Origin of the sequence: Aliiglaciecola sp. M165 (assembly GCF_007197995.1) — a bacterium.
Lineage (GTDB): Bacteria > Pseudomonadota > Gammaproteobacteria > Enterobacterales > Alteromonadaceae > Aliiglaciecola.
On the sequence record NZ_VKKH01000004.1, the window covers coordinates 417,490 to 442,400 of the forward strand.

19 protein-coding genes are annotated in these 24,911 nt (G+C 45.0%); 10 read left to right on the top strand and 9 right to left on the bottom strand.

What is annotated here, in order from left to right; translation table 11 throughout:
• Both folK and folB read right to left on the bottom strand, forming a co-directional pair.
• Positions 1–498: a 2-amino-4-hydroxy-6-hydroxymethyldihydropteridine diphosphokinase gene (gene folK, locus FM019_RS09190; protein WP_143835616.1), complete on the bottom strand. Its 498-nt coding sequence runs from the start codon at positions 496–498 to the stop codon at positions 1–3.
• Positions 495–869 (bottom strand): dihydroneopterin aldolase, encoded by a 375-nt coding sequence (gene folB / locus FM019_RS09195; RefSeq protein ID WP_143835617.1) that lies wholly within the window; start codon positions 867–869, stop codon positions 495–497. The genes folK and folB overlap by 4 nt, the downstream gene beginning before the upstream one ends.
• 128 nt (positions 870–997) lie before the next feature.
• Between folB and plsY the strand changes: the two genes are divergently transcribed.
• Positions 998–1,615, top strand: a complete 618-nt coding sequence (plsY, locus tag FM019_RS09200) for a glycerol-3-phosphate 1-O-acyltransferase PlsY (protein ID WP_143835618.1) — start codon at positions 998–1,000, stop codon at positions 1,613–1,615.
• A 31-nt stretch (positions 1,616–1,646) separates the two neighbouring features.
• Here plsY and tsaD read toward each other — a convergent pair whose 3' ends face one another.
• Positions 1,647–2,660 carry a tRNA (adenosine(37)-N6)-threonylcarbamoyltransferase complex transferase subunit TsaD gene (gene tsaD / locus FM019_RS09205; protein ID WP_143835619.1) on the bottom strand — a complete coding sequence of 338 codons (1,014 nt, stop codon included), beginning with the start codon at positions 2,658–2,660 and terminating at the stop codon, positions 1,647–1,649.
• A 272-nt stretch (positions 2,661–2,932) separates the two neighbouring features.
• Here tsaD and rpsU point away from each other — a divergent pair, with 272 nt between their 5' ends.
• The 4 genes from rpsU to rpoD all read left to right on the top strand — a co-directional run bounded on the left by rpsU (position 2,933) and on the right by rpoD (position 7,628).
• On the top strand, positions 2,933–3,148 hold the full coding sequence (gene rpsU / locus FM019_RS09210; RefSeq protein WP_008845199.1) for a 30S ribosomal protein S21: 216 nt from the start codon (positions 2,933–2,935) through the stop codon (positions 3,146–3,148).
• Positions 3,149–3,220: 72 nt separating this feature from the next.
• The gene (locus FM019_RS09215) at positions 3,221–3,664 is read left to right on the top strand and encodes a GatB/YqeY domain-containing protein (protein ID WP_143835620.1); all 444 of its coding nucleotides are present in this window, start codon (positions 3,221–3,223) and stop codon (positions 3,662–3,664) included.
• 137 nt (positions 3,665–3,801) lie between these two features.
• Entirely contained in the window at positions 3,802–5,586 is a 1,785-nt protein-coding gene (gene dnaG / locus FM019_RS09220; RefSeq protein ID WP_143835621.1) for a DNA primase, read from the top strand.
• Positions 5,587–5,801: 215 nt separating this feature from the next.
• Positions 5,802–7,628, top strand: a complete 1,827-nt coding sequence (gene rpoD / locus FM019_RS09225; RefSeq protein ID WP_143835622.1) for an RNA polymerase sigma factor RpoD — start codon at positions 5,802–5,804, stop codon at positions 7,626–7,628.
• 114 nt (positions 7,629–7,742) lie between these two features.
• Here the strand turns inward: rpoD and FM019_RS09230 are convergent, their stop codons facing one another.
• The 3 genes from FM019_RS09230 to FM019_RS09240 form a co-directional block, all read right to left on the bottom strand.
• Positions 7,743–8,363, bottom strand: coding sequence for an esterase/lipase family protein (locus FM019_RS09230; protein ID WP_143835623.1), 621 nt, complete (start codon positions 8,361–8,363; stop codon positions 7,743–7,745).
• 97 nt (positions 8,364–8,460) lie between these two features.
• On the bottom strand, positions 8,461–11,571 hold the full coding sequence (locus FM019_RS09235; protein ID WP_143835624.1) for an efflux RND transporter permease subunit: 3,111 nt from the start codon (positions 11,569–11,571) through the stop codon (positions 8,461–8,463).
• A 12-nt stretch (positions 11,572–11,583) separates the two neighbouring features.
• On the bottom strand, positions 11,584–12,648 hold the full coding sequence (locus tag FM019_RS09240) for an efflux RND transporter periplasmic adaptor subunit (protein ID WP_143835625.1): 1,065 nt from the start codon (positions 12,646–12,648) through the stop codon (positions 11,584–11,586).
• Positions 12,649–12,759: 111 nt separating this feature from the next.
• Between FM019_RS09240 and FM019_RS09245 the strand changes: the two genes are divergently transcribed.
• A complete protein-coding gene (locus FM019_RS09245; protein WP_185969234.1) occupies positions 12,760–13,329 on the top strand; it encodes an NUDIX hydrolase in 570 nt (189 codons plus the stop codon).
• Between the two features lie 108 nt (positions 13,330–13,437).
• Positions 13,438–15,204, top strand: coding sequence for an acyl-CoA dehydrogenase family protein (locus FM019_RS09250; protein ID WP_143835627.1), 1,767 nt, complete (start codon positions 13,438–13,440; stop codon positions 15,202–15,204).
• Positions 15,205–15,280: 76 nt separating this feature from the next.
• Here the strand turns inward: FM019_RS09250 and FM019_RS09255 are convergent, their stop codons facing one another.
• From FM019_RS09255 to FM019_RS09265, 3 genes are all read right to left on the bottom strand, one after another.
• Positions 15,281–19,675, bottom strand: a complete 4,395-nt coding sequence (locus FM019_RS09255) for an ExeM/NucH family extracellular endonuclease (protein ID WP_185969235.1) — start codon at positions 19,673–19,675, stop codon at positions 15,281–15,283.
• A gap of 340 nt (positions 19,676–20,015) precedes the next feature.
• Positions 20,016–20,567, bottom strand: a complete 552-nt coding sequence (locus FM019_RS09260) for a DUF3016 domain-containing protein (protein WP_185969236.1) — start codon at positions 20,565–20,567, stop codon at positions 20,016–20,018.
• 244 nt (positions 20,568–20,811) lie between these two features.
• Positions 20,812–22,779, bottom strand: a complete 1,968-nt coding sequence (locus FM019_RS09265; RefSeq protein ID WP_143835629.1) for a beta-propeller domain-containing protein — start codon at positions 22,777–22,779, stop codon at positions 20,812–20,814.
• Between the two features lie 161 nt (positions 22,780–22,940).
• On the opposite strand from FM019_RS09265, the gene FM019_RS09270 reads away from it, so the two are divergent.
• Genes FM019_RS09270 through FM019_RS09280 form a run of 3 tightly spaced genes read left to right on the top strand, consistent with a single transcriptional unit; the run spans position 22,941 to position 24,910 of the window.
• Positions 22,941–23,813, top strand: coding sequence for a MipA/OmpV family protein (locus FM019_RS09270; RefSeq protein WP_185969237.1), 873 nt, complete (start codon positions 22,941–22,943; stop codon positions 23,811–23,813).
• Complete coding sequence (locus FM019_RS09275; protein WP_143835631.1) at positions 23,814–24,206, top strand: DUF3019 domain-containing protein; 393 nt, start codon at positions 23,814–23,816, stop codon at positions 24,204–24,206.
• Complete coding sequence (locus FM019_RS09280; protein WP_143835632.1) at positions 24,203–24,910, top strand: response regulator; 708 nt, start codon at positions 24,203–24,205, stop codon at positions 24,908–24,910. The genes FM019_RS09275 and FM019_RS09280 overlap by 4 nt, the downstream gene beginning before the upstream one ends.
• Position 24,911: the final 1 nt, after the last annotated feature.

The following is a 24,911-nucleotide window of genomic DNA, read 5'->3' on the forward strand; positions in this document are numbered from 1 at the left end:
TTAAAGCGGGCTCCAATTAAAATCGATTTTCCATAGTTTTTGTTGTTGATTATCATAATCTTGCCACAGCGCGCCAATTGATTTTTGACGTGTAGGGTGAACGACATCTGCAGCTATTTCGCTCAACGGTAACAATACGAATGCATTGTATTCAATTTCTTCACGAGGCAATATCACCCCTTGTTGGGTTATCATATCGTCGTACAGAAGCAGGTCCAAATCCAGCGTTCGCGGCGCAAACTTTTTTTCACCTCGAATACGCCCATTGGCCGTTTCAATGCTCTTCAGGATCTTACAGACATCCTCAACAGAGTGCGCGGTTTTGGCGCCTACGACTAAATTGTAAAAATGCGACCCTTCAAATCCTACGGCTTCACTTTCGTAAACACTCGACAGTTGTAAGTCACCAAACTCATCGTACATCGCCTGCAATCCGGCCACCGTATGTGTTTCCCTGTCGATATTACTGCCGACGCTGATGTAGATATGATGCATCATAGCGCGTTGCCGGAGAAATCTTCGCGATTGGCATGCATCTGAACAGTTACAGCATTTGCGTTGGGTAAGATGTGCGGTTTGGTAATAGCAATTTTGACCTTAGCCACATCTGGGTAGGTAAAACAATGTTCAATCAGGTGGTTGGCTAAGGCTTCGAGCAACTCGAAAGAGCTGTCATCAGCTAATTTTTCTATTTGGCTGGCCAGAGCTGCGTAGTCTATGGTGTCATTGACGTCGTCGCTTTTTGCCGCTTTAGACAAAGGTAAACTCAGTTCAATATCGACAACCAAAGCTTGTTTGGCTTCACGTTCCCAATCATAAACACCGATCAACGACTTTACTGTTAAGCCTTGTATTATTATTTTATCCATGACAGATCCGCGCAGTAATTGAACTCAAATGCTATAAAGTGACTGCGCTATTTAATTTTCGATGGCACTATCACTGTTGGTCCGACTGGAACCGGCCACGAGTTTAACCCTTTAGGAAGTTCAAGTACATGACAGCTCTGACAATTTTAATGCTAGCCAGCGCATATCTCGCTGGGTCGGTATCAAGTGCGATTCTTGTCAGCAAGCTTTTTTACCTGCCGAACCCGCGAGTTCATGGTTCGGGTAATCCCGGCGCCACAAATATTTTGCGGTTGGGTGGCCGGTTTCCAGCTGCGTTAGTACTAACATTTGATATATTGAAAGGTACGATCCCTGTATGGCTCAGTTATTATCTTGGGTTTTCTCCTTTATTGCTTGGTCTTGTTGCTATCATGGCCTGCCTTGGCCACATTTTCCCGTTGTACTTTGGCTTCAAAGGCGGCAAGGCTGTTGCGACGGCATTTGGTGCAATGTTACCTATTGGGCTTGAATTAGCGGGCGCATTAATTGCCTGCTGGTTGTTATTTGTGTTCGCAACGGGTTATTCGTCTCTGGCAGCCATTGCCGCAGTATCGTTATCACCAATACTTACGTACTTCATTAAACCGGAGTATACCCTGCCTGTTTCGATGCTTGCGGCTCTGATCGTACTTCGCCACAAAGACAATATTGTTCGCTTGATTCAGGGACAAGAAACTAAGATATGGGACAAAGGTCGCGCAGCAAGGCGTTCGCCAAAACCTTAGCTAGACCTTTGTTGCCTATCAATGTTTGCTATTAAAGTGCTAGTAAGCTGTCCAATGGCCATCGAGGTTTGGCCTTGCTGACTAGAGGTTCATATTGCCCAGCTTTTAACCTTTGCAGCCCTGCATAGGCGATCATCGCACCATTATCAGTACAAAACTCCAACCGCGGATAGTACACTTCACCGTTGAGTTTTTTCATCATCTCTTCCAAGCGGCTTCTCAACATAGTGTTGGCACTGACCCCTCCAGCAATCACCAGATTTTTTAATCCAGTATACTTTAACGCTCGTTTGCATTTGATGGCTAGGGTGTCTACCACGGCCTCTTGAAAGGCGTACGCAATGTCTGCCCGGGTCTGCTCTTCATTATCTTGTTCACGGATAAGGTTGGCTGCCGCCGTTTTTAGCCCACTAAAACTGAAATCCAAACCCGGTCTATCCGTCATTGGGCGGGGCAAGGTATATATTCCAGCACGACCTTTTTCAGCTAGTCGCGCTAGCATAGGTCCACCGGGGTAATCCAATCCCATCATTTTGGCTGTTTTATCGAAGGCCTCACCTGCCGCATCATCTACAGACTCACCCAGCACTTCATATTGACCAATTCCATCTACCCGCACCATCATCGAATGACCGCCAGACACAAGTAGGGCCACAAACGGAAAGTCAGGTTTGGGATCATCTAACATCGGCGCAAGTAAATGCCCTTCCATGTGGTGGACACCCACAGCAGGAACGTCCCAGGCATAAGCGAGGCTCCGCCCAACCGAGGCGCCAACCAGCAAAGCACCAATTAATCCAGGACCTTGAGTGTAAGCCACACCATCTAGTTGTTCTGCTTCGGTGTTAGCATCAGCGAGTGCCTTTTTAATCAACGGCACAATTTTTCGCACGTGATCTCTTGACGCCAATTCGGGTACAACCCCCCCATAATCGGCATGAAGCTTAACCTGACTGTATAGTTCGTGTGACAATAACCCTTCATTATCATCAAGGATGGCAATACCTGTTTCATCACAAGAGGTTTCAATTCCTAAGATTCGCATACGGCGCTCGCTACTATTCTGGATTTAGGCTGACAATGATGTAAGTGTACCTTTCCAACCTTAGAGGCGCTACACTAGAGCGTGTTTATAATTACGACGATTTTGTTGATAGAGGCCATATTGACCACAAATTAGGGCCTTTTATTTAAAATAAACCTTAATATCCCCTTTACAAGCGCTTGGGTAATGATTAAAATTCCGCACCATTTTTGACCGTACCGGCTATTTTTTGGGCTGGTAAACCAGATTTACTATTTTGAGGTGAGATTTTAATGCCAATCGTTAAAGTTAGAGAGAACGAACCATTTGACGTAGCGCTGCGTCGTTTTAAGCGTTCATGTGAAAAAGCCGGTGTTCTTTCAGAAGTTCGTCGTCGCGAATTTTTTGAAAAGCCGACTTGGGAACGTAAGCGCAAGAAAGCAGCTGCTAAAAAACGTCATTTGAAAAAGTTAGCTCGCGAAAACGCACGTCGTATCAAGTTATACTAAATCTCGCTTGAATCGCTTGGTGATGCTTCGCCAAGCGATACACGTCTAACATTCTAATCTTCGAGTTCCCACATGAGTCTTGTTGAACAACTTAAAAGCGCCATGAAAGATGCTATGCGCGCTAAAGAAAAACTGCGTCTTGGTACCATAAGAATGGCCTTGGCAGCGGTAAAGCAAAAAGAAGTGGATGAACGTATCGAGCTGACTGATGCTGATGTTATTGCGCTGTTGACCAAAATGGTTAAACAACGCAAAGATGCTGCACAGCAGTATGAACAAGCTGATCGTCAAGATTTGGCTGATACTGAGAATGCTGAGATAGAAGTTATTCAGACGTTTTTACCTCAACCGCTGAGCGAAGCTGAATTGAATGATCTCATTCAGCAAGCAATGGATGAAACCCAAGCGGCTGGCATGCAAGACATGGGCAAAGTAATGGGCTGGTTGAAGCCGAAGGTCCAGGGTCGCGCTGACATGGGTAGATTGAGTGGTCAAATAAAAGCAAAGTTGGCATAACAAAACAACTTATTCCTCTGCTTTGACAACTTTGACAAGCCGCATTTACCAAATAATGCGGCTTGTTTGTTTCTAGCGCTTGCTGATACATTAACCCATGAATTTCGATAACACCTGATAGACTAGGCTCCCCAATTATGGCTGGCAGAATTCCACGCGACTTTATTGATGATTTGATTGCACGGACTGACATCGTGGAATTGGTAGATAGCCGTGTCAAACTTAAAAAAGCTGGCCGCAACTATCAAGCGTGTTGTCCATTTCACAACGAAAAAAGCCCTTCTTTTACCGTCAGCCAAGACAAACAGTTTTACCATTGTTTTGGTTGCGGTGCGCACGGTAATGCGATTTCATTTCTGATTGAATTTGACCGCCTGGAGTTCCCCGAAGCGGTTGAAGAGCTTGCCCGTTTTCACAGTTTAGAAGTGCCTAGAGAAAAAGGCGGCAAGCCAGCACATACTCAGCAGCAAAAAGCACAAATCGCAGACGACTATGAATTGATGGAAAAAGCAGCAAAGTATTTTCAACATCAGCTCAAGCATCACCAACAAAGTGAAAAAGCCGTCAACTATTTGAAAGGCCGTGGGCTCAGCGGTGAAATAGTTAAGGCATTTGGAATTGGCTTTGCCCCGCCTGAATGGGACGGAATTTTCAAACAATTTGGTACCACCCCGGAAAAGCAGCAACAGTTATTAGACTTAAAACTGATCACTGAAAATGATAACCGAAAACGCTTCGACTTTTTTAGAGATCGGATTATGTTTCCCATTCGCGACAAGCGCGGCAGAGTGATCGGATTTGGTGGCAGAGTTCTTGAGGACGGCGGTCCCAAATATTTAAACTCTCCTGAAACACGCATTTTCCATAAAGGTCATGAGCTTTATGGTTTTATTAATGCTAAACAGGCTCATCGCAAGCTTGAGCGACTGATGATTGTTGAAGGGTACATGGATGTTGTTGCCCTTGCACAATTTGGCATCGACTATGCCGTTGCGTCTCTAGGAACCGCCACTACGCCAGAACATGTGCAAATGCTGTTTCGTGCTGCGCCAGAAATCATCTGTTGTTATGACGGAGACCGAGCGGGCCGTGATGCGGCGTGGCGAGCGCTGGAAAATGCATTACCCCATCTTAAAGATGGTGTAGAGATGAAGTTTTTGTTCTTACCTGACGGTGAAGATCCCGATACTCTAGTGAGAAAAACTGGGAAAGAAGATTTCGAGCAAATTCTGTCTGAACAGGCCGTCTCTCTTTCACAATTCTTTTTTGACAACTTGTTGCAGCAATTTAATGTCGGTAGTAGTGAAGGAAAAGCTGCACTAACAAAAGCTGCTAGAGATTATATTAATCTAGTACAAGCGGAAAATTTATCGGCCCTCTTGGAAGAAGAGCTGCGTAAAAAAGTTAAAGGCGATAGCTATCGCGCTGACGTCCTTAACGATATCAAGCAAGCAAATCAGATAGGAAAGTCCAGGGTAATGGATTTTCAAACCCCAAACAAAGCGAACATTTCGCCGGTACGTAAAATGCTCACGCTACTGTTATTACACCCGGGGTTAGCCGCACAACATCCGGAAATTCAACCGCAAGCACTCAACGTTGAGTTTATCAAAGGCCTAAAAACCCTGATTAAGATGCATCAATTCTGCATGTCCAAAACTCATATCAACACCGGCCATGTGTTAGAACATTTTCGTAACGATCCTGAAGCCAGGCATCTGCAGCAACTCCTTAACGTTGACCATGCCGCCGATGATGCCAGGCCGGATAAGCAGTACATAGATAGTTTTAATCGCTTAATTGAACAGCAGCTCAAAGCTAGATATCAACAGTTGTTGGCCAAAGGCAGTGGGATGAATGATGACGAAAAGCAAGAATTTAAATTACTCACACAAACCAAAGCCACTTACAGCGCTGAATAATTTTTAGCACTGCTCACCTTGAATAAATAATGTTCACCCATACCTAATGCTCACGAAGCTAGGAGCACTAAGTATTTCGACAGAAGTACTGGCCGGAGTAGTATAAATTCTGCTATACTGGCTAATTCGCAAACGCCTCGGTGAATGCTATTTCATCCGGTTAGTATTTCACCCTCCGGACAGACTTTTAACTGATTTTGAGAAACGTAGGTTATATGGCGCAAAGCAAGCAGTCTCAGATTAAACTCCTTATCGTAAAAGGAAAAGAGCAAGGTTACTTAACATTTGCTGAAGTAAATGATCACCTTCCCCAAGATATAGTCGATTCTGATCAAATAGAAGACATCATTCGCATGATCAATGATATGGGGATCCAGGTTTTCGAATCTGCTCCAGACTCAGATGAATTGTTGATGCAAGAAACCACGGCTGATGAGGAAGTTGCCGAAGCGGCCGCTCAAGCATTGGCTACGGTAGAAAGTGAAATTGGTCGCACCACAGATCCTGTTCGCATGTATATGCGTGAAATGGGCACAGTAGAGCTTCTCACTCGTGAAGGCGAAATTGAAATTGCCAAACGCATTGAAGACGGCATCAACCAGGTTCAGTGCTCAGTGGCAGAATACCCTGAAGCCATCACCTATTTGCTTGATCAGTGGGACTTATTTGAAGCAGAAGAAATCCGCTTAAGTGACATCATTATTGGTTTTGTTGATCCTAACGAGACCGACGTAGCCCCAACGGCTACGCACGTTGGTTCTGAGTTATCCGAAGAAGAATTGGACGACGAAGATGATGACGAAGATGAAGATGACGAAGAAGAAGATACAGGTCCAGATCCTGAGCTAGCAAAAGAAAAATTTGATGCGTTGCGAGCGCAATACATTATTGCTCGTGACGTGATTGCCAGCAAAGGTCGTTCGCACAAAGACGCTAGAAAACAGATCAATGAGCTGAGTGAAGTATTTAAAGAGTTTCGATTAGTTCCTAAGCAATTTGATCGCATGGTTAAAAACATGCGTGGCATGATGGATCGGGTGCGGGTTCAAGAGCGCATCGTGATGAAGCACTGTGTTGCGAATGCCAAAATGCCGAAAAAAGACTTTATCAAAGCTTTTGCAGGCAATGAAACAACCACTGATTGGCTAAATACCTTATTGGCAAGCGACGCCAGCTATGTGCCTGCACTACTCGAAGTTAAAGAAGAGTTAGAGCGTGCAATCAGCAAGATGAACCAGGTCGAAGAAGAGACTGGGTTGGTCATTGCAGATATCAAAGACATTAATCGTCGTATGTCGATCGGCGAAGCCAAAGCTCGACGAGCCAAAAAAGAGATGGTCGAAGCAAACTTACGTTTGGTTATATCGATCGCCAAAAAATACACCAACCGCGGCCTACAATTCCTTGATTTGATTCAAGAAGGTAATATCGGTTTGATGAAGGCAGTTGATAAATTTGAATACCGTCGTGGTTACAAGTTTTCAACTTACGCTACGTGGTGGATCCGTCAGGCTATTACGCGCTCAATTGCCGACCAGGCGCGCACAATTCGTATACCAGTGCATATGATTGAGACAATCAATAAACTCAATCGTATCTCCAGACAAATGCTTCAGGAAATGGGTCGAGAACCTACACCTGAAGAATTGTCAGAGCGCATGATTATGCCTGAAGATAAGATACGTAAGGTGTTGAAGATTGCTAAAGAGCCGATTTCAATGGAAACCCCCATTGGTGACGATGAAGATTCGCACTTAGGTGATTTCATCGAAGACAGCACCATTGTTCAGCCATTGGACTCTGCTACAGGCGGTAGTTTGAAAGATGCAACGCAAGAAGTATTAGCTGGCTTAACCGCAAGAGAAGCTAAAGTACTGCGCATGCGTTTTGGTATTGATATGAACACGGACCATACGTTGGAAGAAGTGGGTAAACAGTTTGACGTTACTCGTGAGCGTATTCGACAAATCGAAGCCAAAGCATTGCGTAAACTGCGTCATCCAAGTCGCTCTGAGCAACTTAAAAGCTTCTTAGACGAATAATTAATTATCTGAGCAGATTATCATCTGCTATTGGTATCAAAAACCCCCACAAAACAGTGTTTTGTGGGGGTTTTGTTTATTATCGTTACACAGCAGTAAACAAGCTCGTTGTCTTCAATAGATGGTCGGAATGCGGTGCAATATAATATCTGAGACTTTGCGACTACTAGGCAAAAAGGTATGGATCACGGGAATGTCGATTGTGTTAGTAATGTGTTCGTGAGTGACTTCTGATTTGGATACAACGCCGTCGTTTGGCTCGTCGAGAAAGTATTTCTTGGTCAACACAAAACCACGAGTACCAACGATTGCAGTCGTTGGTACAGCAGGAATATATATTGAACCTAAACGTTGCTTAGATGCCAACAATTGACCACAGTCACCACTGAAAAGCTGAAATCCCAATTCATTTTGACTTTTATTGGCCAGGCGAGGTGGATAAACAGGCGAACCTAGTAAAAATAAATGCTTTGGCTGATTAGCCAATGAGACGAGCTGTTGGAGAGCTGCTCTTAATAAGACACCTCCCAAGGAATGACCGACCAGAATGTAGTCACCTTTCTCGGCAACTTGGCAAATTTTCTCTTTAACCCTTGTGACAATATCATCAAACAATTCAGTCGCTGCAAGATAAGCAACAACATCGACTTCGTGACCATGACGGCGTAGACGCCACAACATGGGGGTACCTGATATGGGTGAACGCCCCATGCCATGCACAAACAATATTTGCATCCTGATAAATCCTGTCGCTTAAATACATACTCATCCATTTTAACCCTCGCAATTTGAGCGATTGTTAAAATGGAAGACTATTACAGCAGACTTGGACCTAAATTGCTTCTCCCTTTTTGTAAGGTAATTGCTCATCGAGCTGATCTATTTTCTGCGTAAGTTGCTCCGGCGACCCCGTCTTTCTTGCCAACCAGTAGTATGCAATGGGAACAACATATAGTGTCATGAAAGCCGAAAGCGCTACGCCCGAGAATATCACCACTCCAATCACTGCACGACTCTCAGAACCCGGTCCGGTTGCTAGTACAAGAGGCAGTGCGCTAAAAACGGTAGTAAATCCTGTCATAACAATGGGTCTCAAGCGTTGTGTCGCGGCACGTTTTAATGCATCTTCAAATTCCATCCCGGCATCACGTAATTGATTGGCAAATTCAACAATGAGGATACCGTTTTTCGCCGCCAAACCGATCAGCATGACCAAGCCAATTTGACTATAAATATTTAAACTCGATCCAGACACATACAAACCGATAAACGCCCCCAACAACGCGAGCGGAACCGTCAACATGATAACCAAAGGGTGTATCCAGCTTTCAAACTGTGCAGCAAGCACTAGAAAGGTTATCGCCAATGCCAAAATGAAGATAAAAATGATTGAATTTCCAGATTCTTGATAAAGCTGAGACTCACCTTTGTAATCAATAGAAACACTGTCTGGAAGTTCTGTTTTGACGATATCTTCCAGATAAGTTAAGGCTTCGCCAACAGTATAGCCATCTGCCAAATTGGCACTAATGGTGATGCTACGCATGCGATTGTATCGGTTTAACCGAGAGGAAGTGGCCTGCTCTTCAAAGCTCAACAGATTGTCCATAGGGATCAACGCATTGGTTCGTTGTGAGCGCACGTACAAATTATCAATGCTTTGTGGACTGCGATAATCTTCCTCCCAACCTTCCATGATCACATCATATTCTTGCCCGCGATCTAAGTAGGTAGACACGCGACGCTGTCCAAGCATGGTCTCCAAAGTTCGGCCAATATCTGAAATCGACACGCCTAAGTCGGCAGCACGTTGGCGATCGATATTCACCAGCAACTGCGGCAAGGTCTCTTTATAGTCTGAATCTAAGCGTAACAAGTTAGGATTTTCAGAAGCCTTTTCCAACACAATGTCTCGCCAACGCACCAGGTCTTCATAGGTATTGCCTTGCAATACGAATTGCACCGGCCGTCCTAAACCTCGTCCTCCAAGGCTGCTGCGCATGATGGCAAAGGCACGCACATCAGGAATAGTCGATAGCTTTGTACTGACTTCATCCATTAAATCAAAAGTTGGTCGTGTGCGATCTTTCCAATTTGCCATCCCCACAATCGCGATCCCTGCTCCACCGCCAAATCCAGGTGTGCGGACTAGCACACGATTCACCTCACCGGTATCCAGATAAGGCAATAGGATGTCTTCAACCTTTTTCAAATTGGCCGCATTGCTTTCGAAACTTGCCCCTTCAGCTCCTTGCATGGAGATAAAGAAATTGCCACGGTCTTCTTTTGGCACAAACTCACTAGGAATTTTTTGACTAAGTTGAACAAGCGCTACCACGCTCAGAACAAGCATAATTGCGACGATAATTGGCTGATGTAGGGTTTTATTCAAGCTGTTAAAATAGCCGGTTTCGATCTTCTTGAACGTTGTATCCATCCACTTTCCAAAGCCCGAACTACGCTTTCTGTTTTCGAGCAATTTAGACGACAACATTGGCGAAAGTGTCAATGCGGTAAAACTGGAAAATGCTACTGCGGCGGCGATTGCCAAAGCAAATTCAGTGAACAGTCGCCCAATATTTCCTTCTAAAAACACCAATGGCACAAACACAGAAATTAGGACCAATGTCGTAGCGACAACGGCAAATCCAACCTCTCTGGCCCCGCGATAAGCTGCCAATAGTGGTGGCTCGCCCATCTCTATTCGCCGATAGATATTTTCGATCACGACAATGGCGTCATCTACCACCAATCCTATTGCTAATACTAGAGCCAGCAGCGTGAGCAGATTGATGGAAAAACCCAATGCGTACATGACGATAAATGCCGCTACCAAAGAAACGGGCACGGTTACCGCAGGTATTATTGTCGCGCGAATGTTGCCCAGGAAAAGATAGATAACCAGCACAACTAACGCCATTGCAATACCCAGAGTGTTGTAAACCTCATTGATAGATTCTTCGATAAACACCGACGAGTCATAACTGGGGACAATAAAAATATTTTCTGGCAAGGTTTGGGAAATCTGCTCCATGGCTTTTTTGGCTTCTTTCGCCACTTCAAGGGTGTTGGCCTTAGATTGTTTGACGATCCCCAAACCAATCATATTGACGCCATCACCACGAAATTGGGTCTCGTCATCTTCAGAAGCTAGTTCGACTTTAGCGACCTCGCCTAACTTAATTAAATACCCGTCTGCCCCGGCTTTGACCGTAAGATCGGCAAAATCGTCCGGCGTTAAGAAGCTTCGTGCAACACGGACTTCAAAATCTCGGTCGTTAGATTCAACTTCTCCTGCGGGTAACTCGACATTTTCAGAGCGGATCACCCGCTCAATATCGGCGACGGTAATTTCACGGGCGGCCATCGCATTACGATCGAGCCACACTTTCATTGCATAGGTTCGACCACCGCCCAACTGCACACGAGCGATACCATTGACGACTGATAAACGGTCGACAACAAAACGATCGGCGTAGTCAGTAAGCTCCATCACCGACAAGTTGTCACTGCGTAGGTTATACCAAACAATCACACTTTCATCAGAATCGGACTTTGATACCTCTGGCGGATCGGCTTGGTCAGGCAGATTATTCAATGCCCGGCTAACACGCTCACGCACATCGTTTGAGGCGGCGTCTATGTCTCTGGAAAGATTAAATTCGATACTAATGTTGGAGCGTCCGTTACGACTAGTAGAGGTGATATTTTTTATCCCCTCAATGCCTGATATGCGGTCTTCGAGCAATTGAGTAATGCGAGTTTCGATGATAGACGCTGAAGCGCCAGGATAACTTGTATTGATCGACACAATGGGCGGATCAATATCTGGATATTCACGTAGCGACAACATGCTGATTGCAACAATGCCGAAAATGATCAACAACAAGTTAACTACTGAAGCAAAGACGGGCCTTTTTACCGACAAATCTGAAAGTATCATAATGTCCTCCGGTTACAGTGTGGTTTCGCTGAGAATCGACACTGTGGAACCATTGCGCAGCCTTAGCGCGCCCTCAACAACCACCTGCTCACCGCTACTTAAACCCGAGACAATCTGCACTATCCCAGGGCGTCGAAGTCCGGTAACCACTTCTTTTTGAACGGCTTTGTCTTCCTCAATTACAAAGACAAACTGTTTATCTTCGTTTGGAATAATCGACTTTTCAGGCACAACCAACGAATTCATTACACGTTTTTGTAAATTGATTTGTAATAACATGCCTGGGCGAAGCTTCAATTCTGGGTTGTCGATTATCGCTCTGACTTGGATGGAACGGGTATTCGCATCAACCCGTGAATCGACACTGCTAATTTCCCCTTTGAATGTTTCGCCAGGGTACGCAACAGAAAGCGCATCGACCAGCTGCTTTTGAGCTAATGAAGGTAGATGGTTTTCGGATATATTGAAATCAACTTTGACCTGGCGCAAATCATCCAATGTTGTTAGCACATCGCTAGGTGTCACATAGGCACCAACACTAACCTGTCGAATGCCCAACTTACCTGCAAAGGGCGCTCGTAGTTCCAATTCTGCTAACCGTGCATTAGCGACTTCCAATTGTGCTTTAAGCGCTTTCACCCTGGCTTGTTGTTCATCAAGAAGTTGCTCTGAGGCTACGCTGGTGCGGGCGAGATTTGAAATACGTTTTAGCTGACGCTGCGCTTCTTGCAAGTTAATGGTAAGCTCGTTGACCCGGGCTTTTTCTTCACGGTCATTCAATGTCATGAGTAGTTGACCCGCTTCCACCACATCCCCATCATCAAAATGGATCGTTTGAATAACATCCGATTGCTGGGTAGTAAGGGATACCGCCTCATTCGCTCGCGCTGTGCCTAAAGCTTCAACCACAACCGGAAATTCTGTTTGTGCAACCGTATACACCACTACAGGTGTTGCATTGCCACCACGACGGCCTTGTTTTTGCTCTTCATCTGCGGGCAGATTCAAGAATATTAAAAGTCCAATCAGCGCGACAGTCGCTATCATCAGCGGAGAAAGCATTTTTTTGATGGTCATTTAGGGTTCCCGAATTAAAGTGAAAAGAGCTACAACATTCCATTACGTACAGTTGATACTTTCATAGTAGACTGTTCGCAAATGAAAAGCGCAGCGATTATACGCCACAGCATGTTAAATAGATTAGTAATTTACCTCTGTATATCGGCAATTGGTCTTATAGGGTGCCAACAAGAGATCCCAAGCGATCCTGCTTGCAGAGTAAAAGAACAAGAAAAGCCAAAAACCATTGCAAACGCAGCCTGTATTATTCGTTTAGATGATCAGTTGTTGACCGTCACCCATCGAATGACAGGACGATTTGATGTACCCGGAGGCACAACAGACATGTCGGAGTCTTCTCAATGTACGGCACACAGAGAGGTATGGGAAGAAACCGGATTCAACGTTGAAGTGGGTGAATGGCTGGCCACCAGCACTCAGGGTATGCGATTTTATAGTTGTAAACTCGCAGGGCATTTTGACGGTGAGTTGCAAACTTTTCCCGTTCCACCCTGGTCGACAACTGAAATCGATGGGATCCAGTTGCTTGACCCCTTTGCAATATCCGATAAAGATTGGCGTTTCCCGAATCAGCTTCCATTGATTCGAGACATGTTTAATCAAGTAGAAGACTCTGCACAACCCAGCAAAAAACACCCTGCTGAAGAACTTCTGCCCAGGCCTGTCCCTGAATCGTAATAAACCTGCGTAAAAAGAACTTATCTTCACTATTTATGCAAATAATTAAAAAAGTTTCGCTTTATGGGTATACTGGTCCGATAAGTTGAAAACCTGATAGGATCGAAAATGCCTCAATACCAAGCCCCTACAACTGATATCCAGTTTCTACTGCACGACTGGTTATCCCTTCAACAACATTACGAAGCTATAGGACTCGGAGACTTTGACAAAGAGTTGGTTAACGAAATCATTAGCCAAGGAGCCAAATTTGCTGAACAAGTCATAGCTCCCCTTAATCGCGAAGGTGATGAACAAAGTTGCAAGCTAGAAAATGGCAAAGTGACCACGCCAGAAGGCTTTGCTCAGGCATACCAGGAATACATCGCTAATGGTTGGAATGCCATGCTCGGTGACGCGGATTACGATGGACAAGATCTGCCCTACTCGATGGCCGTGCCCGTGCATGAAATGCTTAACTCAGCCAATGTGAGTTGGCGATTAATCAGCATGCTCACTGAAAGCGCTGTACTTGCGGTAAGCAAGCATGGCGAGCAATCACTCAAAGATCGCTTTTTGGCGAAGCTAATTTCTGGTGAGTGGACAGGCACCATGTGTTTAACCGAACCCCATGCAGGAACCGATCTCAGTCTACTGTCAACCAAAGCCGAGCCGCAGGCCGATGGTTCCTATCAAATCACCGGTAGCAAAATTTTCATCTCAGGTGGCGATCAAGACTGGACCGACAATGTATTACACCTTGTCTTAGCGCGTTTACCTGACGCCCCTGCTGGTGTTAAAGGGATAAGCTTGTTTCTAGTGCCCAAAATACTTTTGAATGAGCAAAATGAACTGTCTGAAGAAAACTCGCTATCGGTGGGTAGCTTAGAGAAAAAGATGGGTATAAAAGCGTGTCCAACGTGCGTGATGAACTTCGATCAAGCAACAGGTTATTTAGTGGGGGCGCCACATAAAGGTTTGGCATGCATGTTCACCATGATGAATGACGCACGTTTCCAAGTTGGCCTGCAAGGTCTTGGGATCGCAGAAGCCTCTTATCAAGGCGCTCTTGCCTATGCCCGAGAAAGATTGCAATCGCGGGCACCTCAAGGGGTGCAAAACCCTGATGGAAAAGCTGATCCAATTATTGCACAGCCGGATGTACGCAAAATGTTGCTGACACAGAAATCCTTAACCGAAGGGTGTCGTGCGCTGAGCTTGTTATACGCAACGCAAATGGATATTGAGAAAAATGCTGAAGATGAAAAAACCAGGCATGACGCCGCAGCTGTACTGGCATTTCTTACACCTATCGCTAAAGGTTTTATGACTGACGTCGGTCAAGAAGCGAGTCATTTAGGCGTTCAAGTATATGGCGGACACGGATTTATTCGCGAATGGGGAATGGAGCAATTGATCCGCGATAGCCGTATTACCCAATTGTATGAAGGAACCAACGGGATCCAAGCTGCCGATTTAATTGGACGCAAATTGTCTCGTGACAATGGCACCATGTTAGCCGCTACCGTAGACCTTTTTGAATCGCTAATTGATAAAATGACCGATGAGAGTTCTCGATCTCAAGCAAAATCAATACTAACTCAGTGGCAGGTTTTATCTCTGGACTTAAAAGAACGTTCTGCTATTGATCTGGCGGGCGCAGCCTACGATTACATGCACTACAGTGCGTACAGCTTAATAGGCGTACTATGGTTGAGTATGGCAGATTGTGCGGCTAATTCAGATAACTCATTGGTTAAAGCTGGCAAACAAAAGACCTGCGATTTTTATATTAAACGCATGTTGCCAAGAAGAGATGTGTTCGCACGTAATTTGTTGGAAGATGCTAATGATCTAGTCTCAGTTGAGGATAGTTTGTTCGACTATCAAAGTTAGTTAACAATTTCATAAAGCTAAAAAAAACCGGAGCCAATGTGCTCCGGTTTTTTATGCCTGACTCTCTGTCAGATTCTTAAGGTGCGCATCGACTGCGTGTGCAAAGCGCTAGAAGTGCTCTCACGTCAGAGGTATTCACCACGCCATCATTGTTGTAGTCATGCTCCTCAACGGTAGCTTGGCCTGATCTTATCAAGTTAAGAAACACGCGAATGTCTAAGCTGTCTACATCTTGGTCACCATCTAGGTCGCCTACGACGGCTGCGGCAACCAAGTCAAAGCTGACCATTACGGGATCGTGATCAGACACTCTGAACGAGTCAGGGGCATAATACTCTGCTACTTGATTGTCAGACTTAAACTCAACGTTGTAGTCTAGAGACACCGGCTCATCGGCGTTTATATGCCATTCAATACTATCGATGGCTTGTGCAAGCAATGAACGAGTAGCTAATGCATGATCAAGGTATCCGTATTCACCGCCAAAGGTGTAAGAATACGCATCTGCCCCTTGGAAGTTCTCGATAACATTCACATAGCCACTTAGCTCAAGCGTTGCGATTGGATCTTCTTTGGCATACGCGTTCAAATCACCAATGATCAGCACATTCTCTTTATCAGCAAGTTCTGGAGCATCCGCTATCCATTGCGCCAATGCGCTAGATTGCGCAACACGAGTTGGATTAAAACAGCCTTGTCCATCGCCCTGGTCTGTGTCAGCACCACTTGAATTACGGCAACTCTTCGATTTGAAATGGTTAACTACAACGGTAATTTCTCCACCGTTGTTCGCCACAAAGGTTTGTGCCATAGGTGGACGGTTGAATACAGCGTCAAAATTTAGCTGCACATCACCTTCTAGGCTCACTGATGCTGGTTTATAAAGCAAACCCACGGCAATGGCATCAGTGCCAAGCGGACCAGTGCTGCTAACAAATGCATAGGTACCAGCGCCAGCAACAGCATTAAGTCTGTCAGTCAATTCAGCAATCATACTGTTGGCATCGAAACCATCATTTTCGATTTCCATTAGGCCAACAATATCAGCGTCCATCGCTGCGACGGCAGAAACTGTTTTAGCGATTTGACGTTCAAATTCTTCCAAACTGTCAGCACCACGTGAGGTAGGGAATCCACCTCCTAATCCGTCACCGTTAAACAGATTCAAAACATTAATGCTTGCAACTGTGACATTTCCGCGAGTCAACGAAGGCGCATCTTCACGAGGGTTGGTTTGCTCAAACGTTGGCTCAGATAGTGGGTGAATTCGATAATTACCAAAACTATAGTCCAATGGACCAGTCAAAGACGTCACCGTATCGCCACCTCTAAGGGTATTGCTAGCAGACAAGTTACCCGTTGGATAAACAACAGGATCTGGATTTTGTTGCGTTGAGGCATCATCCATAACAACTCTGTTCAATGCATTTCGCTCCGCTAAAGCCGTCGCTTCCGGTGAAAGTGGCGCATGAAGATTAGTCGGTGTGAAAATGCGCTCTGAAGACAGAGTCACTTCACCAAAACGTCCTAAACCAAAGTTGTTAGTAACAACCAATGGTGCTGCGTTTGTGACCAACATACCTTCGATAGACTCAGCTTTCTCAGCACTGTCAAATGGTAGTGAGAAGATCGTTGCATCAACACTTCCTGCACCACAGTCTAGAGCATCTGCAGAGACACTCAATTGAGTGCGGCCAAAGTTTTCTTCGACAGTGCCCAGAACTCGAACAACGCTACCAACAGCCGGCAATGCGCCACTAGCAAGATAGTCTACATACAAGCCTTCTGAAGTAGCCGAATCACCATCTTGGTCTGCATCTTCTTCTTGTAAGAAGAAAGCGCCAAGACCGTCATAGCTCCCCGTCACAACCGCTTCAACAATGTGATCCTGCCCCTCTAACAACGAGCTGCTACCAGAACCTTGGATCGCACTGATTAAGGTTGCAGGGTCAGCACATTGGCCGATGACAGGGTCTTCACCACCTGGGTCACCGCTTCCACCAAATGTTTTGCCATCCGGGCCAGAACCTGGTGTACCAAAATCTCCGTCTCCATAGCTCTCAACATTTTCAGCAAACCAATTAGCACCATCATTATTGTCCAATGTCGCACTGATCAATGTCATCGATGCGCCGTTTGGATCAGGGAAGACAGGACCGCCGTCATATTCAACAATGTCTTCAACTGACCCATCTGGACGCTGAAGAACTATCTCATCAGCGCCGTTGGCGATAAACATGCCACTGTACTGATAGAGTGCTTCAAAACCACCATTGGTAGTACTGTCCTCGTTATTGGTAAACACCGCGTAGGTGCCTGCAGGGACGTACACATCCGTAGAGATAGTGTGTGAATCGCTGTCATTATCACGAAGCGTCCAACCGTTCATGTTAGCTGCAATAACGCCAGTGTTCAGCACTTCAAAGTACTCACCACTTCCGTCAGATACTGCACGAGGATTCTGCATGATTTCTGTGATCACCAAACTGAAACTTGCATCACCTGTTCCAGGTGTTCCTAAATCACCGGCACCATAAGCTTCTGTGCTTGTTGCCCATTTCGATCCCACATTGTTATCGCCAAACAGGTCAACCAAAACCATTGAAGCGCCATTTGGATCGGGGAAATCAGGGCCGCCATCGTAGGTTATCTCGTCAACGATGTTTCCATCTGGGTCGGTAAGAACCAACTCATCTCCACCGTTTGCCAACGCCATTGAGCTGCCATAAGCATACGCCAATTCAATACCACCGTTAGCGGTCATATCAGCGTTTCTGCCCAATACGGCATATTCCCCGACACCAATAAACACATCTTGGTCAACAACAAACGAATCAAAGTCGTTATCGCCAATAGTCCAACCGTTAAGGTTGATAACTTGGGTACTGGTATTTAGGACTTCAAACCACTCACCATTTGAATCACTGACTACACTTGGGTTTTGCATAATTTCTGTGATCAACAGTGCATCAGCTTCGACTGTACCCGCGTCACCTCCTGGGTCACCACCTTCACCAGGGTCGACAGGATCTCCGCCACCTTCACCACCTGTGTTTCCACAAGCTTCTGTGCTGTACAACATGGACACCCACTCTGGATGATCGATGTACGGGTTACGGTTGCCCTGATACTCGTAGATGTCGTCATTTCGAGCTTGCTCTGTGGTGTCCACAGGATCTGCAACATGCCATTCTACCAGGCGACAGAGCAATCCTAGGTTAGGTTGCCCCGTTGAAGTTAAGTTGCTGACCAGCACCAAATCAGGCGTTACGTCGCCCAAACCTTCATAACGAGTGTCCATGTAGAACATCATTCGAGCGACATCACCTTTTACCGCATCACGAGGTTCAAATGAATCGCTATCAACTCGGTTCTCAGGCGCTTCTGCAAGGGGTGCATCACTGTTATCAAAATCTAGATTACCACGATCACCGTTAACAGAAATATCTGTAGGACGCAGATGGTGGATGTCCGTAAATGCCTCAAAACTAGGTAGTTGATCACGAGGACCATTGTCAGGGAAGCCTTTGCTGTTAGGCCATACGTGCTCACGATTCCAGTTGTCTGGATCAGTACTTTGCGCACCGCTTCCATTGGACAATTTTGGCAATGAAATGCCTTTGTACAATAAGGTAACGTTATCTGAGTTTGTCGGATCTTCGTCAGTTTCAGTTAAAGCTGTCCACACTTGATTGTAAGTAAGAACACGATGATCATTAGTAATTATCGTATTAATTGCAGATTTAATAACGCTAGGATCAGAAGCTAAGTCCACTTCGGTAATCGCCGCAGCATAATAGGTTGCGTCATCAAAAGTCGATGCATCGGCGACTTTATCAAGATCTGGACAGTTAAAGCACACGCCTTCAAGGCCACCACCTTCACCGCCTTCTCCGCCACCCGCTTCGCTACTAACAACAATGTCATCAAGACGAATAAATTCGCTGCCTGCATTGTTTTGCATAGCGACTCTTAATACAAGAGAGCTGCCTGTGCCGACGTCTATTGATAATGCAACCGAGGTAAAATCATCAATCAAAGTGCGTTCTGCAGATCCCTGACCGTTGAAGTTAGTGACTTTAACAAATTCGCCATTATCAATTGAATAAGAAAAATCGAAATAATCTGTGGATTCATGTGTCCCGTCTTCTTCTGCGCGCAAGGATACGTTTACCGTGCCTTTATCGGTAATGTCTATAGATTCAGACAACCAAACGGCTTCACCGTCTAAGTCACGACCCTCCATACGGCCGCTTTGTACGCGGAAATAATCAGAGGTTGCAGTGAGGGCGGCGCCACTAACATCAATTGACCATTTGGTAACACCGGCCATATCGATAGTTTCAAACGTTGCGCCTTTTTGGTCTAATTCCGGGGCATTAAAATCTTCGGACCATATGGTTTCCCCATAGGCTGAAGTTGCCATCGAAGCGCAACAAAGCGCCGCAATCGCAGTGAGTTTGGTTTTCATGGTCTCTCCTAACATGAGTACAGCAAATGCCACTTCATGGCTTATTATTTATTTTTGTTTGTTTTTTATTGAGCGTTGACGCTCTTTTTTAAACTGGTCGGATGTTATTCTATTTTTGTGACAAATAAATGACACTGAATGACCTAATTTCATTGTGAATACTGGCAGAATTAGTACAGTTATTCAACGAATTAAATGTCTGGAGAGCATGAGGGATGTTTAGTTTTTTTACCCATCATACTTAATGATTTGGCCTTTCTTTTTGATTTTTAAAGACTATTTTTAGAGTGAATCCTGAACAAATGGTCAAAAAAAAACCGCCCAATGGGCGGCTTCTTGCTCAGTTCTTAGCGATCATTTCGGGAAACTCGCCATGAAACCAATGTCGGATCATATTTTTTTCATAACGTAAGTTTTCACTTTTAAAGAATGGATTGTGTCGATCCTGGAAACCCATATCTTTTAATTTCACTTCAGCGGACTCTTGCACTACATTGCCCTGCGCATCCGTTAACGTGTAAGAGAAAGTCATACGCGGAATTTCGCCACGTTTAATCAGCCTAACATCATTGCCTGAATGCCCTAAACCGACAAATGAAGAAGGCCACACACGTCCGGCAAGGTCTAGATCTGTGACCGTGATTGACAACGTTTGACCTTCAGCGAGCGACTCAGATAATTCTTCAAAGTACTTATCGAGCTGTTTGAACGTTTGCTCACGATATCTCTTACGCGACTGATTGGTCGGTTGCACATCCCGATAATCCTCAGGATTTTCCCATGTCACTTCTATGTTTCCTTTAGCAGCGCTTGCACCAGAGATCAAAAGCAATGTCGCTCCAGTTGCTAAAAGTGCCGCCTTGGTTGCTATTGCGATGGATGATTTACTCATTATTTTATCTCCTAGAACCTTTGACGTATTCGTACCACATTAATCGGGAATCTACTAAGAGTATAGTAGATTTTACTGAACCTATACTGAATACGATAATAGACCGCTAAAAGTTGCAAATAGTTGCACCCTTCCTGTTTCAGTTACAGCAATCCACATAAAAAAGTGGATTGAAGTGATAAAAAAGGGCCCCCTACGGTGCGATGGCAGGATCGACCGAAGCGGCCCAAAAAGCGCTGTGCGCTTAAAACGGCCCGCTAATTTGCCCGTCGCTCCATGAAGACAACCAAACTTGGTTGCCGCGAATATAATAAACGTTTTGGCCATGAATAATGCTGCGATCATCCCCAGAGTAAACATAGGTATCAGAGGTATTTTCCACTTCTAAGCTATTGACCCAATCTAGTGTGGGATCTTGGGCATTGCTATCACTTTGTAGCAGTACCAGGCTGTTTCGCGAACGCAACATTGATGTGCTTGCTGGATCAATGTCATCGGAATTACCCCATTGCTCTACCGGCAAGGCAAATTGATAAACGCCCTCGATATTCAATGCACTTAACGCTTTGTAATTCCATTCAACAGGTGTATAGGCATCCTCGATCACCAATGGTGTGATCTCCAATGGATTAGCTGGGTCGCGCACATCAAACAAGCTAATTTTCAAGCCACTAACTGGAACCGGAGCAATGACTTGCTCACCTGTGGCAGGAATGTTCGCTAAATTGATTTGTTGCCCGATTCCTAATAGAAGATCATTTTCCATTGGATGCAGGTAACTAGAAAATCCGGGAATTTCTAAACTTCCTGTAATAATTGGGCTTGTGTTGTCGGTTAAATCAATCACATAGAGGGGATCAATTTGTAAAAACGTTACTACGTACGCTTTGTCATCGACAAAACGTACAGCATAAATATCCTCATCTGGCTTACCAATCTTCTCTGGCTGGTCTTGGTTAGGTAAGATGGCAACTGCTTCCAATTCATTGGCTTGTTGAGACAACACGGTTAATCTGTGCTCGGGTGAACCAGAACTGTAATCGGTAGAAACAACGCGCAGAAATCCATCCTTTTCGTTCAACTTGAATACCGGATCACTTCGCCAATTCAGCACACCCTGCACACTGCCCGAAGCTTGATAAGAAAGATCGGATAACTGGACTTTGTGAAAACTAGTTTGCTCTGAACTCACACCGGAACCGATATACAAGTTTTGCTCAGACATATACATCATGTAAGCATAAACGCTCATACACATTGATTGAATTTCAGTAGGTTCCAGCAAATTTATTTTTGTCACCGTGAGAATTTGCGCATACCCATCATCGTTTGTAGCTTCGGCCGGAACATAGCATTGCTCAATGTTGTTTAACGGTTGAGACTGCCCGTCGACGTAACGCTTTGGCATGATTGAACTTGATGGTGTACTAAGAATTTTCTGATAGGTGTCAAGTTTCTCAGCGTCTGAGGCCGCGCCTGGCGCAATATCGCTGACGTAAGGAACGTAATTACTAACAATAAATAGTGCATCATCTATTCGACGTGAAGACAACAAAGCACCATCGATTTTTATTTCAGTCACCAACTCAACGTCTGTCGGGTCAGAAACGTCGTGAATGTTGATGGTAATTTCCGGTTCTGAATATACCCACGGCAAACTGGATAAAGTGTCGATGGAATAATATGGCGACTCAATGCCCAGCGTAGCGAGCCTATCTTGATGAAGATAAAGCCCTTCAATGTTGTTTACACCACCCGCTAGTTCAATATCCGTTTGGGCTTGCAAAGTAAAGTCTTCATTCCGAGTCAGTACTCTTACTTTAACCTCTTCTTGGTTGGCGAGGGTCCAATTGGGAAATGTCGCAAGAAAAAGGGTTTCGCCGTCATATTTGATCCGATCCGCCTCATCAACGCCTTGCTCAACGGTGTTTGTTCCAGAAAATGAAAAATTGTTTTCCGGTGCTGGTGTCGCAGGAGCGGCATCAGTTGTTGGTGTTGAAGGCGCCGAGGTCGATGCTACAGTTGTCGCGTAAATCCCATTGCGGATAAATGTACTTGCCTTACCCTGTGCAAGTGGCCCATCAAACCCTTTAGCTGCATTCACTTGCGGTACGGTTATTATTGGTTCTGGGTCGTCACTACTACTGCCGCCACAAGCAGTCAATAATGCTAAAGTAGGAACTACTGCTATATATAAAATTCGAAAGGTCATCCTGATATCTCCAAACTAGATTGCTCACTCATAATTTAGTCCCCACATGACCCTCAGTCTGCTACGAAATGACAATAATTGTGAAAATTTGTAATCCTCCCATGAGGTATGGTCAAAGGTCTGGTAATCTTCTGTTTATTGGAGATTTTTAGAGTTGAATTTTGAACCCGGATATATCGAAAGGATTAGTCAAAGCCTTTGCCACCTTTTTCATCTATGCGCTGTTGCAAAACCAAGTTTTTGCTTGTGAACCACCGCAGAATTGTGCCAAACAAGGGGAATGGGATGTCGGTATCGCGTTCGGACTAGGTGTTCGAGATAACCCTCTAGTCGATGGTGATACAATCCCAAACGTAGTGTTGTTTGATATTGCCTGGTACGGCGACACTATGTATTTTGACAATGGTGAGCTTGGATTTAAGTGGCACGATTCTGACTCAGTGTTGGCAGAATCTTATCTAACACTCGACCGCGAAAATACGTTTTTTGAGTTATGGCACCCAGGCAACTTTACAGTCAATGCTGCAACACCTCCTTCGCCAGGCCAAACGCCGTTGCCTGGTGACAGCAATTTCGAAATCTCTGTGGATGATGTTTCAACACGCAAATGGGCGATTAACTTTGGCTCCCGAGTTCACTATTACTTTGATGATTACGAAGCATCATTTTCGATAGAAACTGATATTTCCTCGGTTCACCAAGGACACAAAGCAGAGATATCGTTAGAACGTTTATGGAAAGGGGAAAACTGGAACGTAAGACTTCGACCTAGTGTGATTTGGAAGAGCGACAACCATGTTAATTATTATTACGGTATTTCCCCAGCTGACACCGAAATAGAAGCGCTATTTTACAGCGCCAAGAGTGGCTTCCAGCCGGGTATCTCATTATCCTTCACACGCACCATAACTCCTCAATGGTACTGGGTTGCGAATGCCTCTTATCGAAGGTTACATGGCTCCATGGTTGACAGTCCGCTGGTAGACAAAAGAACGATTGCGAGTTTTTTTGTTGGTGCGGGGTATCGGTTCTAAATGCAAAAGAGTCCTGTACTAAAAGCGCTCCTGGCGTCCCTATTCGCTGCAATAATTCCTGGTGTGTATGCACAACCCTCCCCCAACAACTGGGAGGTGAGTCCTAAAGTGTGTATCGTTGAAAGCATGGGGGATGAATGCGAAATTGCCTTAAACATTAATGTTCAAAAACTTGAGAAAGGGCGGTATTGTTATTTTCAAAACGACACATTATTGAGTTGCTGGCACACTGAAAACACCCAGAATCAAGTGGTATTGCGATTTAGCGAACCAACGATACTTATTTTAAAAAATCAACATGATGAGACCGTTTTTAGCCATCCAATCGACCTCAAGGCAAGAGAAAGCACTAAGCGAACCCGGCGGGTCAGACAACCTTGGAGTCTATTTTGAGCACGCGTATTTTGTTAATTGAGGACGACAAGCGACTTAGTCAACTTATGCAGGACTTTTTGGAGCAAAACGACTTTGTAGTGAAATGCTTATACGACTCAATTGGCTTGGCACAGGTTATGAAGTCCTTCAATCCCGATATTATCGTGCTCGATATCATGTTACCTGGGGAAGACGGTTTTGAATTGTGCCGGAAGTTACGCCGCGTTTTTGTTGGCCCGTTGCTATTTGTGACAGCAAAAAGTTCAGATTTCGACCAAGTTTTAGGGCTCGAATTAGGTGCAGATGACTATGTTATTAAACCGGTAGAGCCAAGAGTTTTACTCGCCCGTATCAATGCGCTAATGCGCCGTGGAGACTTTTCTCTTCAGGAAAATATTGCTGAGACTGAAAGCCTTGAATATGGCCAATTATTGATTAACAAGCAATCTCGCGAAGTTTTTTTGGCAAAAGAGTCTATTCAGCTCACTAGCCACGAATTTGATATGTTGTGGAAACTGGCCACAAATCCTTCCAAACTGGTTACTCGCGAAACACTCTACAGCGAGTTAATTGGAAGAGAGTATGACGGCTTAGATCGCTCGGCGGATGTCAGGATTTCACGTCTGCGCAAAAAACTAAAAGATAATCCGCAAAACCCATTTCGAATTAAAACGATTTGGGGCAAAGGCTTTTTCTTTGTACCTGATGCTTGGAACGAATAAC

Bases quoted from the DNA above. Each gene is read 5' to 3' on its own strand.
- folK (WP_143835616.1), bottom strand. From the start codon at position 498: ATGATGCATCATATCTACATCAGCGTCGGCAGTAATATCGACAGGGAA.
- folB (WP_143835617.1), bottom strand. From the start codon at position 869: ATGGATAAAATAATAATACAAGGCTTAACAGTAAAGTCGTTGATCGGT.
- plsY (WP_143835618.1), top strand. From the start codon at position 998: ATGACAGCTCTGACAATTTTAATGCTAGCCAGCGCATATCTCGCTGGG.
- tsaD (WP_143835619.1), bottom strand. From the start codon at position 2,660: ATGCGAATCTTAGGAATTGAAACCTCTTGTGATGAAACAGGTATTGCC.
- rpsU (WP_008845199.1), top strand. From the start codon at position 2,933: ATGCCAATCGTTAAAGTTAGAGAGAACGAACCATTTGACGTAGCGCTG.
- FM019_RS09215 (WP_143835620.1), top strand. From the start codon at position 3,221: ATGAGTCTTGTTGAACAACTTAAAAGCGCCATGAAAGATGCTATGCGC.
- dnaG (WP_143835621.1), top strand. From the start codon at position 3,802: ATGGCTGGCAGAATTCCACGCGACTTTATTGATGATTTGATTGCACGG.
- rpoD (WP_143835622.1), top strand. From the start codon at position 5,802: ATGGCGCAAAGCAAGCAGTCTCAGATTAAACTCCTTATCGTAAAAGGA.
- FM019_RS09230 (WP_143835623.1), bottom strand. From the start codon at position 8,363: ATGCAAATATTGTTTGTGCATGGCATGGGGCGTTCACCCATATCAGGT.
- FM019_RS09235 (WP_143835624.1), bottom strand. From the start codon at position 11,571: ATGATACTTTCAGATTTGTCGGTAAAAAGGCCCGTCTTTGCTTCAGTA.
- FM019_RS09240 (WP_143835625.1), bottom strand. From the start codon at position 12,648: ATGACCATCAAAAAAATGCTTTCTCCGCTGATGATAGCGACTGTCGCG.
- FM019_RS09245 (WP_185969234.1), top strand. From the start codon at position 12,760: ATGTTAAATAGATTAGTAATTTACCTCTGTATATCGGCAATTGGTCTT.
- FM019_RS09250 (WP_143835627.1), top strand. From the start codon at position 13,438: ATGCCTCAATACCAAGCCCCTACAACTGATATCCAGTTTCTACTGCAC.
- FM019_RS09255 (WP_185969235.1), bottom strand. From the start codon at position 19,675: ATGAAAACCAAACTCACTGCGATTGCGGCGCTTTGTTGCGCTTCGATG.
- FM019_RS09260 (WP_185969236.1), bottom strand. From the start codon at position 20,567: ATGAGTAAATCATCCATCGCAATAGCAACCAAGGCGGCACTTTTAGCA.
- FM019_RS09265 (WP_143835629.1), bottom strand. From the start codon at position 22,779: ATGACCTTTCGAATTTTATATATAGCAGTAGTTCCTACTTTAGCATTA.
- FM019_RS09275 (WP_143835631.1), top strand. From the start codon at position 23,814: ATGCAAAAGAGTCCTGTACTAAAAGCGCTCCTGGCGTCCCTATTCGCT.